General features: G+C 64.8%; 12 protein-coding genes and 1 tRNA gene. 6 read left to right on the top strand and 7 right to left on the bottom strand.

The genetic code is table 11. The annotated features are described in order from the left end of the window. Positions 1-10: 10 nt before the first annotated feature. The 4 genes from efp to FE851_RS05770 all read right to left on the bottom strand — a co-directional run bounded on the left by efp (position 11) and on the right by FE851_RS05770 (position 4,521). The gene (gene efp / locus FE851_RS05785; protein ID WP_017184608.1) at positions 11-574 is read right to left on the bottom strand and encodes an elongation factor P; all 564 of its coding nucleotides are present in this window, start codon (positions 572-574) and stop codon (positions 11-13) included. Positions 575-677: 103 nt separating this feature from the next. Then, a complete protein-coding gene (locus tag FE851_RS05780; RefSeq protein ID WP_186378846.1) occupies positions 678-1,250 on the bottom strand; it encodes a M23 family metallopeptidase in 573 nt (190 codons plus the stop codon). A gap of 2 nt (positions 1,251-1,252) precedes the next feature. Further along, complete coding sequence (locus tag FE851_RS05775) at positions 1,253-2,353, bottom strand: L,D-transpeptidase family protein (RefSeq protein WP_145200610.1); 1,101 nt, start codon at positions 2,351-2,353, stop codon at positions 1,253-1,255. Between the two features lie 50 nt (positions 2,354-2,403). After that, a complete protein-coding gene (locus tag FE851_RS05770; protein ID WP_145200607.1) occupies positions 2,404-4,521 on the bottom strand; it encodes a malate synthase G in 2,118 nt (705 codons plus the stop codon). Between the two features lie 91 nt (positions 4,522-4,612). On the opposite strand from FE851_RS05770, the gene FE851_RS05765 reads away from it, so the two are divergent. The 6 genes from FE851_RS05765 to FE851_RS05740 all read left to right on the top strand — a co-directional run bounded on the left by FE851_RS05765 (position 4,613) and on the right by FE851_RS05740 (position 11,804). After that, a complete protein-coding gene (locus FE851_RS05765) occupies positions 4,613-5,536 on the top strand; it encodes a LysR family transcriptional regulator (RefSeq protein WP_145200604.1) in 924 nt (307 codons plus the stop codon). Between the two features lie 9 nt (positions 5,537-5,545). Next, positions 5,546-7,813: an NADP-dependent malic enzyme gene (locus FE851_RS05760; RefSeq protein WP_017184613.1), complete on the top strand. Its 2,268-nt coding sequence runs from the start codon at positions 5,546-5,548 to the stop codon at positions 7,811-7,813. A 54-nt stretch (positions 7,814-7,867) separates the two neighbouring features. Then, positions 7,868-8,551 (top strand): L,D-transpeptidase family protein, encoded by a 684-nt coding sequence (locus tag FE851_RS05755; RefSeq protein WP_130752685.1) that lies wholly within the window; start codon positions 7,868-7,870, stop codon positions 8,549-8,551. A 164-nt stretch (positions 8,552-8,715) separates the two neighbouring features. Next, positions 8,716-9,912 (top strand): MFS transporter, encoded by a 1,197-nt coding sequence (locus tag FE851_RS05750; protein ID WP_370569384.1) that lies wholly within the window; start codon positions 8,716-8,718, stop codon positions 9,910-9,912. 40 nt (positions 9,913-9,952) lie between these two features. Continuing rightward, a complete protein-coding gene (locus tag FE851_RS05745; RefSeq protein ID WP_145200601.1) occupies positions 9,953-11,092 on the top strand; it encodes an aspartyl/asparaginyl beta-hydroxylase domain-containing protein in 1,140 nt (379 codons plus the stop codon). Positions 11,093-11,183: 91 nt separating this feature from the next. Further along, positions 11,184-11,804 (top strand): YitT family protein, encoded by a 621-nt coding sequence (locus tag FE851_RS05740; protein ID WP_017184617.1) that lies wholly within the window; start codon positions 11,184-11,186, stop codon positions 11,802-11,804. On the opposite strand, the gene FE851_RS05735 is transcribed toward FE851_RS05740, so the two are convergent. The 3 genes from FE851_RS05735 to FE851_RS05725 all read right to left on the bottom strand — a co-directional run bounded on the left by FE851_RS05735 (position 11,798) and on the right by FE851_RS05725 (position 12,853). Continuing rightward, a complete protein-coding gene (locus FE851_RS05735) occupies positions 11,798-12,328 on the bottom strand; it encodes a hypothetical protein (RefSeq protein ID WP_019053680.1) in 531 nt (176 codons plus the stop codon). The genes FE851_RS05740 and FE851_RS05735 overlap by 7 nt on opposite strands. After that, complete coding sequence (gene hisI / locus FE851_RS05730) at positions 12,315-12,686, bottom strand: phosphoribosyl-AMP cyclohydrolase (protein WP_026002673.1); 372 nt, start codon at positions 12,684-12,686, stop codon at positions 12,315-12,317. Before hisI ends, FE851_RS05735 begins: the two co-directional genes overlap by 14 nt. A 90-nt stretch (positions 12,687-12,776) precedes the next feature. Beyond that, positions 12,777-12,853, bottom strand: a tRNA-His gene (locus FE851_RS05725). Between the last annotated feature and the right edge of the window lie 78 nt (positions 12,854-12,931).

Raw genomic sequence — 12,931 nt, 5'->3', positions numbered from 1 at the left:
CAAGCGCGAGTCAGTCCGCGCGCTTCACATATTCGCGGGCATAGACATCGACCACGATGCGCGTGCCGCTGACGATGTGCGGCGGCACCATGACGCGCACGCCATTGTCCAGAATTGCGGGCTTGTAGCTGGCGGAGGCGGTCTGCCCCTTCACCACGGCGTCGGCTTCCACCACGGTCGCTTCGATCGTGTCGGGCAACTGCACCGAAATCGGCCGCTCCTCATACATTTCCAGCGTCACTTCCATGCCGTCCTGCAAGAAGTCGGCGGCATCGCCCAGCAATTCCTGCGGCAGGTTGATCTGCTCATAGCTTTCCTGATCCATGAAAACGAGCATGTCGCCTTCAGCGTAGAGATACTGGAAATCCTTGGTGTCGAGCCGGATGCGCTCGACGCTTTCGGCGGAGCGGAAACGGACGTTATTCTTGCGACCGTCGATCAGGTTTTTCAGTTCGACCTGCATATAGGCGCCGCCCTTGCCGGGCTGGGTGTGCTGAATCTTGACAGCGCGCCACAGGCCGCCTTCATATTCGATATTGTTGCCGGGACGAATGTCCACGCCGCTGATCTTCATGGGAAGAGCCTGCCTATATGTCTGTGGTGAAAAGAGCCGCGCCTTCATCAAAAAAGGCTGGGCGGGCCAATACAGACAGACGGGCCTCAGGGCAAGAGGGGCGTCATCGGGCGCGGGTCAACAGCGGATAGGGATTGACCGGACGCCCGCCATGCCACGGCTCGTCCGGCGTCATTATGTGGACCGCGAAGTGGAGATGCGGTCCCGCCGGATCGGCATTGCCGCTGCTCCCCACGCGCGCGATCCACTGCCCACGGCGCACCGTCTGTCCTTCACGCACGCCGGGCGCATAGCTGTCGAGATGGGCGTAATAATAGAGGGTGCGCCGGTCGGGCGAGCGTAGATAGAGCGTCCGCCCGCCCGCCTCGCTCCAGAATATCTTTTCAATCCTTCCATCCGCCACCGCGATGACCGAGCTGCCGCGTGGCGCCATGATGTCGATCGCGTCATGTCGTCGCGCTCCACTCGCCCGCGCCTGCGTGAAAGTATCGGTCAATGCGGCAGGCGAGACGCCCGCGACCGGCACGATCAACGCTCCGCCACGGTCCACAGCCTCTTGGACAGGCGCCGGATCGCCAGCGGGTGCATCGGCCGGGACGATGCGGCCGCAAAAATGCGCAAAGGCGACGCAGGCCAGCAGCGCGACTGTCACCCAGCCCCACCGTCGCGCCCGCAGGTTCACGGCTGGAACACCGCCTTCATGCCGCTCTGCACCATCTGCGCCAGCCGCGCTGCATCCCAATTGGTCAGGCGGATGCAGCCATGGCTTTGGGTCCGGCCGATATTCTGCGGCTCCGGCGTGCCATGAATGCCATAATGATCCTTGGACAGGTCGATCCAGACCACACCGACCGGACCATTGGGACCGGGCTTCAGCACCGCCTTCTCATCCTTGGCCGACGCATCCCAGAACAGGTCCGGATTATAATGGAAATCGGGATTGCGGCTGACGCCCTTCACCGTCCAGTCGCCAATCGGCAAGGGATCATGCTGTGACCCGGTGGTCGCCGGAAATTGCGCGATCAGCCGGTCGTCGGCGTCATAGACCTTGAGCAGCCCTTCGGACTTGTCGACAACGATATGATCGGCCTTGGGCTGGTCCTTCGCGACTGCCAGGCTGGCCAGCGTCTCGCCCCAGCCGCGCGCATCGCCCTCGATCGTGGCGACAGGCTGGTTCGCGATCGCCGGCACCCGGATGTTGGCCCCCGCCCCTACCCGCGTACCCGGCTGGTTCAGCGCCACCAGCGCCTCCGGCGTTGTGTGAAACCGCTCCGCCAGCTTCTCCAGCAGATTGCGATAGGACAAGGCAGGCAGCTTCGCCTGTTCGTTCAGCCCCTTGGGAGTTTCGGCAAAAGGCCCGCGCGCAAAACCCTCCGGCACCTGCACGATCCATGTGGCGGGTGGCGGCGCATCGCCCAGCAGGACTTTCGCCGTCGCCTCATCATATTTGCCATTGGGAGTCAGCCCGCGCGCCTGCTGAAAGCCGGTGAGCGCCTTGGTGAAGGACATGCCCTCCTTGCCATCCAGCACGCCGGGCGAAAAGCCCGCCCGATCGAGCGCGACCTGCGCCTGAAGAATCGAATCCACGCGCGGCGGCACACCAGCCGGTTCAGGCTGCACAACAAAGGCGTAGGGATCGACCGCAGCCTGCGCTGCGCTACGTTCTTCCCCCTGCGGCGCGGGGGCGCTGTCATTCGCCTCCGTCACCGACAGGTTGCACGCCGAACAGCACAGGGCCACCACAAGCAGAGACTGTTTCAAGATGATCCTCTCCCACATAATGAGGAGAGAACGCCCAAACCTGTCAAAAGGCTGCCTGTGGCGATGGCTTATGCCGGTTCGAGCGCCGCCTGCGCCTTGGCCCGCGCACGCCAGGCATGAAGCAGCGGCTCGGTATAGCCGTTGGGCTGTTCGACGCCTTCGAACACCAGCGCCCGCGCGGCCTGAAAGGCCAGGCTCTCCGCTTCCCGGCCGCTCATCGGCTGATACAGCGGATCGCCTGCATTTTGCGCATCGACCTTCGCCGCCATCCGCGCGAGCGCCGCATCGACCTGCTCCGCCGTACAGACGCCATGCAGCAGCCAGTTGGCCATATGCTGCGATGAAATGCGCAGCGTCGCCCGATCCTCCATCAGGCCGATGTCGTGAATGTCAGGAACCTTCGAACAACCGACCCCCTGATCGATCCAGCGGACGACATAGCCCAGCATGCCCTGCGCATTATTGTCCAGTTCCTCGGCAATTTCTTCCTCGGACCAGTTGCGCCCGTTAGCGACCGGAATGGCCAGCAGCCGGTCGAGCGAAGCAATGCCCTCTGCCTTGCGCTCCTCCTGCCGGGCAAAAACGTCGATCCGGTGATAATGGGTCGCATGCAGGGTCGCGGCGGTGGGTGAAGGCACCCAGGCCGTATTCGCCCCGGTTTTGGGATGCCCGGCCTTCTGCTCCAGCATGTCGGCCATGCGGTCGGGCGCAGCCCACATCCCCTTGCCGATCTGCGCCCGGCCCGACAGCCCGCAGGCAAGGCCGATCTGAACGTTGCGATCCTCATAGGCCGCGATCCAGTCGCTGCTCTTCATCTCGCCCTTGCGGATCATCGGCCCGGCCTGCATCGACGTGTGCATCTCGTCCCCGGTGCGGTCGAGGAAGCCGGTGTTGATGAAAACGATCCGGTCGCAAACAGCATGGATGCAGGCGGCCAGATTGGCCGAGGTGCGCCGTTCCTCATCCATGACGCCGACTTTCAGCGTATGGCGTGCCATGCCCAGCATATCCTCGATCGCGTCGAACAGGCGGTTGGTGAAGGCCGCTTCCTCCGGCCCGTGCATCTTGGGCTTGACGATATAGACGCTACCCGCCCGGCTGTTGCCGCCGTCCCGTTGCAAGTCATGCAGCGCGATCAGGCTGGTGACGATGCCGTCCAATATGCCTTCGGGTGCTTCCTTGCCATTGGGCAGCAGGATAGCAGGCGTGGTCATCAGGTGACCGACATTGCGGACGAACAACAGGCTGCGGCCCGGCAGGGTGAAGTTGCTGCCATCGGGCGCGCTATAGGCGCGGTCGGGATTGAGCGCGCGGGTCATCGTCGCACCGCCCTTTTCGAACGTCTCGGTCAGGTCGCCCTTCATCAGGCCCAGCCAGTTGGCATAGGCCGCGACCTTGTCCTCCGCATCGACCGCCGCGACCGAATCCTCCAGATCGCAGATCGCGGTCAGCGCCGATTCAAGGATGACGTCGGATACGCCAGCGGGATCGGTCGCGCCGATCGGATGGTCTCGATCGAAAACAACCTCGATATGCAGGCCGTTATGGCGGAACAGACGGCCCTTCGCGCTCTGCCCCAGATATTGCGCCGGATGGGCAAGGATGATCTCGTCACTGGTCAGATCCGCCCAGCGCCCATTGGCCAGCGGGACCGCATCGTCCAGAAACGCCTTGGCCCAGGCGATGACCTGCGCCCCGCGCGCAGCGTCATAGCCCTTGCCCGCAGCCGATCCGGGGATCGCGTCGGTGCCATAGAGCGCATCGTAAAGGCTGCCCCAGCGCGCATTGGCCGCGTTCAGCAAGAAACGTGCATTGAGGATGGGAACGACCAGCTGCGGCCCGGCGAGCCGTGCGACCTCATCATCGACATTCTCGCTGCCGATGGTGAAGGGTGCAGGCTCTGCGACCAGATAGCCGATTTCGCGCAGGAACGCCTGATAGGCGGCGGCGTCATGCGGCTGCCCGACGCGCTGTTCGTGCCAGCTGTCGATCTGGGCCTGCATCGTGTCGCGCTTGCGCAGCAAAGCGACATTATCGGGCGCAAACCGGGCAAAAATGTCCGCTGTTCCGGCCCAGAAGGCTTCAGGCTCGATTCCGGTGCCGGGCAGCGCCTGGTCTTCGATAAAGGCGGCGAGCGATGCTGCGACCTGAAGGCCAGCCCGGTCGATCATGCGTTCGGTCATCATTCCACTCCTTGGTTGACGCATCCATAGACCTTTTCGATTATGTCGTATATTCACTATTATACGAACACAGTATTTCCCATGGTGAATTAATATGATGGACCCGGACCATGAACTGTTCACGACCATCGTGGACGAAGGCGGCCTGGCCGCAGCGGGCCGCCGCCTGCATATATCACCCGCCATGATGTCCAAGCGCCTCGCCCGGCTGGAGGAGCGGCTTGGCGCGCGGCTGATCCATCGCACCACCCGACGTTTGGCGCTCACCCCGGCGGGGGAGCGGCTCCATACCGACCTGCGCGCCATATTGGCGGCGCTCGACGAGGCTGAACGGCGCGTGTCGGGCGTCTCGGCCGTCGCTGCCGGGCCGCTCCGCATCACCGCGCCCACATCCTTTGGTCGCCTTCATCTCGCGCCCTGGCTTCCCCGATTCCTCAACGATCATCCCCGTGTCGACCTGACCCTCAACCTGTCCGACGATTTCGCCGACCTGATCGAGGCGCGCGCGGACCTCGCCATCCGTATCACTGCCGATCCTGGCCCAACCCTTGCCGCCCGGCGGCTTGCCACCAATCGCCGCATCCTGTGCGCTGCGCCCGCTTATCTCGACCGGTTCGATACGCCCCGGCGGATAGCGGACCTAAAGGCCCATCGCCTTCTCGCCGCCGACGGGCAGATGCCCTGGCGGCTGGTCGGGCCAAAAGGTCCGGTGACGATAGAGGGCCGCAGCCACGTCCGTACCAATAGCAGCGAAGTCGTCCGCGAAATCGCGCTCGCTGGCGGCGGCATCGCGCTGCGATCCTTGTGGGACATTAGCGACGCCTTGGCGCGCGGTGACGTGCGGCAGATTTTGCCCGACTTTGAAGGTTCTTCGGATGTTGGCCTGTTCGCGGTGCAATTGCCGCAGCAAAATCCGCCGCTCGCGATCACCAGCTTCGTCAATTTTCTGACCAATCTCTATGCGCCAACCCCACCTTGGGAGCGCACGGCCATTGCTCCTGACGCGCAGCCGCTCTAAGGGCATTTCATGGACGACAACACACGCCGCGCCGCCCTTGACTATCACCGCTTTCCCCGACCGGGGAAACTCCGCATCGAACCGACCAAGCGAATGGTCAACCAGCGCGATCTGGCGCTGGCTTATTCGCCGGGCGTTGCCGCGCCCTGCATGGAAATCGCGGACGATCCCGACAAGGCGCTCGATTATACCGCGCGGGGCAATCTTGTCGCGGTGATCAGCAACGGCACGGCTGTCCTTGGCCTCGGCGCGATTGGTGCGCTGGCATCGAAGCCGGTGATGGAGGGCAAGGCGGTCCTCTTCAAGAAATTCGCCGACATCGACGTATTCGACATCGAAATCGATACGACTGACGCCGACAAGTTCGTCGAAGCCGTCGCGCTGATGGAGCCGACCTTCGGCGGCATCAATCTGGAAGATATCAAGGCACCGGAATGTTTCGCGATCGAGGCGCGGCTGAAGGAACGGATGAACATTCCGGTCTTTCACGATGACCAGCATGGCACCGCCATCGTCGTCGCCGCCGCCGTGCGCAACGCGCTCGTCTTGCAGGGCAAGACACTGGCCGATGCCAGGCTGGTGACGTCCGGCGCAGGCGCCGCTGCGCTTGCCTGCGTGGACTTGCTCGTGTCGATGGGCCTGCCGGTCGATAACGTCACCATGACCGACAAGGACGGCGTCATCCATGCAGGGCGCGAAGGGATGCTCCCCAACATGGCGCGCTACGCCCGCGTCACCAACGCCCGCTCCCTGCCCGACGTGCTGCCCGGCGCCAACCTGTTCCTGGGCCTTTCCGCCCCCGGCGTGCTGAAGCCTGAATGGTTGCCGCTGATGGCTCCCAATCCGCTGATCTTCGCGCTCGCCAACCCGGAACCGGAAATCCGCCCCGAAGCCGCGCGCGAAGTGCGCCCCGATGCTATCATCGCCACGGGCCGGTCGGATTATCCCAATCAGGTCAACAACGTCCTGTGCTTCCCCTATATCTTCCGGGGTGCGCTGGACGTCGGCGCGACCCAGATCAACGAAGCGATGAAGGCCGCCGCTGCCGAAGCCATTGCCGGCCTTGCGCGCCTGCCCGCGCATGACAGCGTCGCGCAAGCCTATGGCGGCCGGAAGCTGGCATTCGGCCCGGACTATATCATCCCCACCCCCTTCGATCCGCGCCTGATCGCGGAGATCGCGCCCGCCGTGGCAAAGGCTGCGATGGACAGCGGCGTCGCCCGCCGCCCGATCGATCTGGAAGACTATAAGCGCAACCTGTCGCGCCAGAACACCCGCTCCGGCCAGCTGATGATGCCGGTGTTCGAGGCCGCCCGTGGCGGCGGCCGCCGGATCGCTTATGGCGAAGGAGAGGATGAGCGCGTGCTGCGCGCCATTCAGGACGCACTGGACGAAGCGATTGTGCGCCCGGTCATCGTCGCGCGTCGCCGCATCCTGAACCAGAAGCTGCCAGATCTTGGCCTGCGCTTTCAACTGGACCGCGATGTCGAGGTGATCGACCCGGAAACCGACCATCTGGTCATGGGCGAACTGGTCGAAGCCTATCGCGCCATCGCGTCCCGGCGCGGCGTGCCGGCCGCCGAAGTCGTCCGCCATGTCTATCGCCGTCCGACCGTTACTGCCGCCATGCTGCTGCGCACCGGCCGTGTCGATGCTGCGCTGGTCGGCGGCAACAGCGAATATTGGGGCCAGGTCGAGCATGTGCTGCGCATCATCGACCGGGAGCCGGGACAGAGCCGCGTCTATGCGCTGTCTGGCCTGATCCTGGACGCAGGCGCGCTGTTCATCACCGACACCCATATGGTGCCCGATCCGACACCGCAGCAGGTGGCCGAAATGACGCTGCTGGCGGCGGCGGAATTGCTCAATTTCGGCCTGACCCCGCGCGCGGCACTACTGTCCCACTCCAATTTCGGCGCGTCGCACAGCAACAGCGCGCGCAAGATGCGGTCGGCGCTCAAACTGGTCCGCGAAGCCGCGCCCGAACTGATGGTCGATGGTGAAATGCACGCCGACGCGGCGCTCAGCCAGTCTTTGCGCGAACGCCTCATTCCCGACTCGCGCTTTGAAGGTCCGGCCAATCTGCTGGTGATGCCCAATCTGGACGCAGCCAACATCACGCTGACGGCGCTCTCCGCCTCCTCCAGCTCGCCCACGGTCGGGCCGATGCTGATGGGCCTCAAACAACCGATCCACGTCCTTACGCCGGGCGTCACTTCGCGCGGCATACTCAATCTCACCGCCATCGCGGCAGCGGAAGTCGCGCGCGAAGGCTGAGCTTAACCTTTTTGGCGCTATAGTGTCGCCGACGGGATTCAAGCGAGGATTGACATGGCTGGATTGCTCAAGGCGCTGGCGAAAAGCGCCGGACCCAAGCTGGCGATCGGCGCGGGACTGGCGGGCGTCGGCCTGCTCGTGACCAACTGGATCGACCGGCCCGCTGCCGAGGAAACAGCGCCAGCGGCCACGACTGCCGCCGCGCCTGCTCCGGCACCGGCCAAAACCGTCGAGCGCAGCAGCGATCAGGGCATGGCGGTCGATCCCGACGCGCTGCGCGTCAAGCGCGTGCTCAAGATTGACGGACCGTTCCGCCATGGCGATTATGTCTGGGACGAACATGGCGCGCCCGCCGCTGGCCGGGTCATCATCACTGTCGACCTGCGCGCGCAAACCCTGTCCGTATTCCGCGCCGGTTACGAAATTGGCGCTGCCGTCATTCTCTACGGCGCCACCGACAAGCCCAGCCCCCTGGGCGCATTCCCGATCATGGCCAAACATGCCGACTATTATTCGCGCACCTATGACAATGCCCCCATGCCCTTCGCACAGCGCCTGACCAACGACGGCGTGTTCATCCATGGCAGCGACGTCCAATGGGGCCGCGGCACCCATGGTTGCATCGGGGTACCCAAGGAATTTGCCCAAAAGCTGTTCGGCGTCACCAAATTAGGCGATCTGGTCGTCATCACCAACGGCAAGATGCTGGATGTAAGCAAGGCGCAGGTCGGCGGATAAGCCCACTAATGCCGCACGGCCAGATGCATTCGGCCACGCCCGCGCCGGGTTGCACGTCATGACCACGCACTTGCAATAAACTCACGCGGCACCGCCCTTGACCAGCGCTGTCACTGCGCCCATCTGGCGGCTCCCCCTATTTGCAATGCAGCATGGAGCTGACCATGGGCACTTCCCGCCCGACCGCGCATCCCGCGCTCGTCCTTTTTGCGCTGTCGGTCGGCGCCTTCGCCATCGGCACGACCGAGTTCGCGAGCATGAGCCTGCTGCCCTTCTTTGCCCATGACCTGGGCATAGACGCGCCAACCGCAGGCCATGCGATCAGCGCCTATGCGCTGGGGGTGGTTGCCGGCGCGCCCGTCATCGCTGCTTTTGGTGCGCGCCTGCCGCGCCGAACCTTGCTGATCGGCCTGATGGCGATGTTCGCTATCGGCAACGGCCTCTCCGCCCTCTCGCCCAGCTATGGCTGGATGCTCGTGTTCCGTTTTCTGAGCGGCGTGCCGCATGGTGCCTATTTCGGCGTCGCCGCACTGGTCGCCGCCAGTCTGGTGCCGATCGAAAGGCGCACGCAGGCGATTGCGCGGGTCATGTCGGGCCTGACTGTCGCAACCGTTGTCGGTGTACCCGTCGCCAACTGGATGGGGCAGGCGATGGGCTGGCGTTCCGGCTTTATCGTCGTGACTGCGCTCGCCATTGCGACAATGACGCTGGTGGCGCTCTACGCCCCGCGCGACGCGGGCGATCCAAAGGCCAGCCCGGCGCGCGAACTGGGCGCTCTCACCCGGCCCCAGGTCTGGCTCACTCTGTTGACCGGCGCGATTGGCTTTGGCGGGCTGTTCGCCGTCTATACCTATGTGGCGTCCACCATGATGGAGATCACCCATGTCTCCCCATCCTGGGTGCCGGTGGTGCTCGCCATTTTCGGCATCGGCCTGACGATCGGCAATCTCGTCGCGGCATGGTGCGCGGACCGCTCGCTCAAGCGCACCGTCATCGGCGTCACCCTGTGGAGCGCGGCCGCTCTGGCGCTTTTCCCCTTCATGGCCGGCAATATCTGGACGCTCTGCCTCAGCATCTTCCTGATCGGCGCAGGCGGCGGCCTTGGCACACCATTGCAGGCCCGGTTGATGGACGTATCGGGCGATGCGCAGACCTTGGCGGCCGCGCTGCACCACAGCGCCTTCAACATCGCCAATGCGCTTGGCCCATGGCTTGGCGGCCTTTCGATCGCGGCGGGCTACGGCCTCACATCGACCGGCTGGATCGGTGCGGCGCTGGCGCTGGGCGGGCTTGGCATCTTCCTGCTGTCGATCATGCTGGAGCGGCGCACCGACCGGCTGGTGGCCGTCCCCTGCGAATAAGCCGCTTTCGCGCCGCTCCGCCACCGTTTAAGGCGGGACCATGACCGACCGGGCAAGAGAGAGCGCGCTGCAAGAGGCAGCCATCGCAGCATTGCGACGCGGGGATGCGGCAGTCGCGCGCGCAGCCTTGCACGAAATGGCGGCCCCGCCACCCATGCTGCTGGCGCAGGCATGCAACCGCACCGGCGACTGGGACGGCGAAGCCGCCGCGCTCCGGCGCATATTGCGGGAACAGCCCCGCGATCTCCCCGCCCTGCTGGCCATGGGACAGAATGCCCTGCGACGCGGCGATGACCGGGAGGCAACGCGCTGGTGCCGTGCCGCCGTGGCGCAAGCCGCCGCGACCGGCGCGCCGCCGCAACTCCAGCCGATGCTGCTTCAGGCGCAGGCGATCCTGAACAACGCCAGCGCCCGGTTCGAGGACCATCTGAGCGCCGCCATCAGCGACCTGCCTGCCTTGCCCCGCATCACGCTGGCGACCGATCTGCTGCTGGGCAAGAGCCAGCTTTACCTCCAGCAACCCAGCATGTTCTATTTCCCCGGCCTGCCCCAACGCGCCTTTTACGAGCGGGAAGAGTTTGACTGGGTCGCCGCAATAGAGGCGATGACAGATGATATAGTGGCGGAGTTGAACGCCGTCCGCGCAGGCGCCGCCGATTTTGCACCCTATGTAGAAACCCCGTCGCACGGCCCCGCCCCCAACAACCCGCTGCGCGACGATCCCAGTTGGGGCGCCTATTATTTCTGGCAAAGCGGCAAGCCCGTGGAGGACCACGCCGCCCGCTGCCCGGCCGTCATGGCTGCGCTGGATCTGGCGCCACGGCCGATCATCGCTGGCCGCTCGCCCATGGCGCTCTGGTCGCTGCTCAAGCCTGGCACGCATATCCAGCCGCACCACGGCCTGCTCAATACCCGCCTGATTTGCCACTTGCCGCTGCTCGCCCCCAGCGACTGCGCGCTGCGCGTCGGCGCGGAGACCCGCGCCTGGCGGACGGGCGAAATGCTGATCTTCGACGACAGCGTCGAACATGAGGCATGGAACCGCAGCGCTGAAACCCGCGTCGTCCTGCTGTTCGAAGTCTGGCGCCCGGAAATCCTGCCCGAAGAACGCGAAGCGCTTGCCCGGCTTTTCGAGGCCATCGACCAGTTCGGACCGGCAGAGATCGACACGGGCGGCTAAGACCGGGGCTTTGCAGCACGGGTTCGCGCGGTTATCATGAATCCGTAAGGGGGAGAGGATGGCCTGGGGCATAACCCCTGACGGACATGCCATGCCCCCTGCTTCTGCGTCGCTCGCACCCCGCCCCCATAATCTGGCCGAAGACGGCTATGCCATCGTCATCGGTTGCGCATTCATCGCGATGGGACTGATGCTGCTCAAGGCCGCCAATCTGGTCACCGGCGGCATGGCGGGGATCGCGCTGCTCCTTTCCTATCTCGTCCACTATCCGCCAGCGACGCTGTTTCTCTTCATAAACATCCCCTTCTTTCTCTTCGCCGGACGAGCGATGGGCATCGCCTTCGGCATCAAGACGCTGTTTGCCAATCTGGCGATCATGGCGATGGGACTGATGATGCCGTCGGCGCTGCATCTGGCGCAGGTCAGCCCGCTTTTCGCCGCGCTGTTCGGCGGCTCGATCATCGGCTTTGGCATCCTTGCCGTCGCCCGCCATGGCGCAGGCGTGGGCGGCCTGGGCGTTATCGCCCTGCTGCTGCAAAGGCGCCGGGGCTGGAATGCCGGGCGGACACAGATGCTGGGCGACGCGCTGATCCTGTTGGCCTCGCTCCCCTTGCTCAGCGTGGACCGCTTCGCCCTCTCGATCCTGTCAGCCGCGGCCATCAATGCGGTACTGATCGTCAACCATCGCCCCGGACGCTATATCGGCTATTGAGCCTCGCATAGCGCATCGCCGCCGCGATCGCGCGCGCGCAGCGCGCTGGCCGCATCATTGGCGATCCGCGGAAAGCTCACGCCCTCCAGCGTGCCGCGCCCCTCGCACAGGTCAGCGCAGGCCATGTCGACCACGCCCGGCAGCGCGACCTGATCGCCATCATATTGCGCCACGATGATGCAGCGGTCGCCCCCGGCAAAACTCAGGATCAGCTTGTCGCCCGTCCGGCGTGCGTTCCCCCGTCCCCGGCAGCTTTGGTCCTCGCCGAAATTGGCCTCCAGCCCGAACCGCAGCGCGCCGCCCTTGCCGGGAATGACGCACAGCGCATCGCGCCCGGCCTCATGGTTGCGCTGAAACAATCCGACGGGGGAAATCGCCGCCGCATCCGCGATTGCGCCACTGGCAATCGCCGCCTGCTCTAGCCCCGACGCGGCAACACCGCCCGTCACCGGCCCCGCGTCGCTTGCCGGTTCACGCTGGCATGCCGCCAGCAATAACAACAGGATCAGGCTAGTCCGCCGCATCAACCGCCATAAGCCCATCCGCCCCGACGCGGCGGAAGAAACAGGATCGCGCGCCGGTATGGCATGTCGGCCCAGCTGGCACCGCCTTCACCCACACCGCGTCCTGATCACAATCGATCCGGATGTCGCGCACCGCCAGCATATGCCCGGACGTCTCGCCCTTCTTCCACAGCGACTGCCGGCTGCGCGACCAGAAATGGGCAAGACCTGTCTCGACCGTCAGCGCCAACGCCTGCGCATTCATATGCGCCACCATCAGCACGTCGCCGCTCGCCACATCAGTGACCACGGCGGTGATCAGGCCATGATCGTCAAATTTGGGATTGAGGGTCAGCCCCTTGTCGCGCGCATCGGTCATGCCGGGGCTATAGAGCGCAATCGCGATGCTGCGAAGCCCCTTCCCGCCTGCACGGCAATTATGCCGGAACCGGGCCAGGAACAGAAAGAATGGGGCGATCGACGGGATCCGAACCCGCGACCTCCGGTACCACAAACCGGCGCTCTAACCAACTGAGCTACGATCGCCACAGCACTCACCATGGGGCGCTTTGCCCCGCGAGAAGTGGGCACATATGCGGCGGATAACCGGGCGTCAAGCAGGCA

Origin of the sequence: Sphingobium sp. B2, from assembly GCF_007693735.1 — a bacterium.
GTDB classification, from domain to species: Bacteria; Pseudomonadota; Alphaproteobacteria; order Sphingomonadales; family Sphingomonadaceae; genus Sphingobium; species Sphingobium xenophagum.
Note: the sequence above shows the minus strand (reverse complement) of the source record. Positions and strands in the feature narration are given on the sequence as shown.

Coding starts and splice junctions, on each gene's coding strand:
- efp (WP_017184608.1), bottom strand. CDS start 574: ATGAAGATCAGCGGCGTGGACATTCGTCCCGGCAACAATATCGAATAT.
- FE851_RS05775 (WP_145200610.1), bottom strand. CDS start 2,353: ATGTGGGAGAGGATCATCTTGAAACAGTCTCTGCTTGTGGTGGCCCTG.
- FE851_RS05770 (WP_145200607.1), bottom strand. CDS start 4,521: ATGATGACCGAACGCATGATCGACCGGGCTGGCCTTCAGGTCGCAGCA.
- FE851_RS05765 (WP_145200604.1), top strand. CDS start 4,613: ATGATGGACCCGGACCATGAACTGTTCACGACCATCGTGGACGAAGGC.
- FE851_RS05760 (WP_017184613.1), top strand. CDS start 5,546: ATGGACGACAACACACGCCGCGCCGCCCTTGACTATCACCGCTTTCCC.
- FE851_RS05755 (WP_130752685.1), top strand. CDS start 7,868: ATGGCTGGATTGCTCAAGGCGCTGGCGAAAAGCGCCGGACCCAAGCTG.
- FE851_RS05750 (WP_370569384.1), top strand. CDS start 8,716: ATGGGCACTTCCCGCCCGACCGCGCATCCCGCGCTCGTCCTTTTTGCG.
- FE851_RS05745 (WP_145200601.1), top strand. CDS start 9,953: ATGACCGACCGGGCAAGAGAGAGCGCGCTGCAAGAGGCAGCCATCGCA.
- FE851_RS05740 (WP_017184617.1), top strand. CDS start 11,184: ATGCCCCCTGCTTCTGCGTCGCTCGCACCCCGCCCCCATAATCTGGCC.
- FE851_RS05735 (WP_019053680.1), bottom strand. CDS start 12,328: ATGCGGCGGACTAGCCTGATCCTGTTGTTATTGCTGGCGGCATGCCAG.
- hisI (WP_026002673.1), bottom strand. CDS start 12,686: ATGACCGATGCGCGCGACAAGGGGCTGACCCTCAATCCCAAATTTGAC.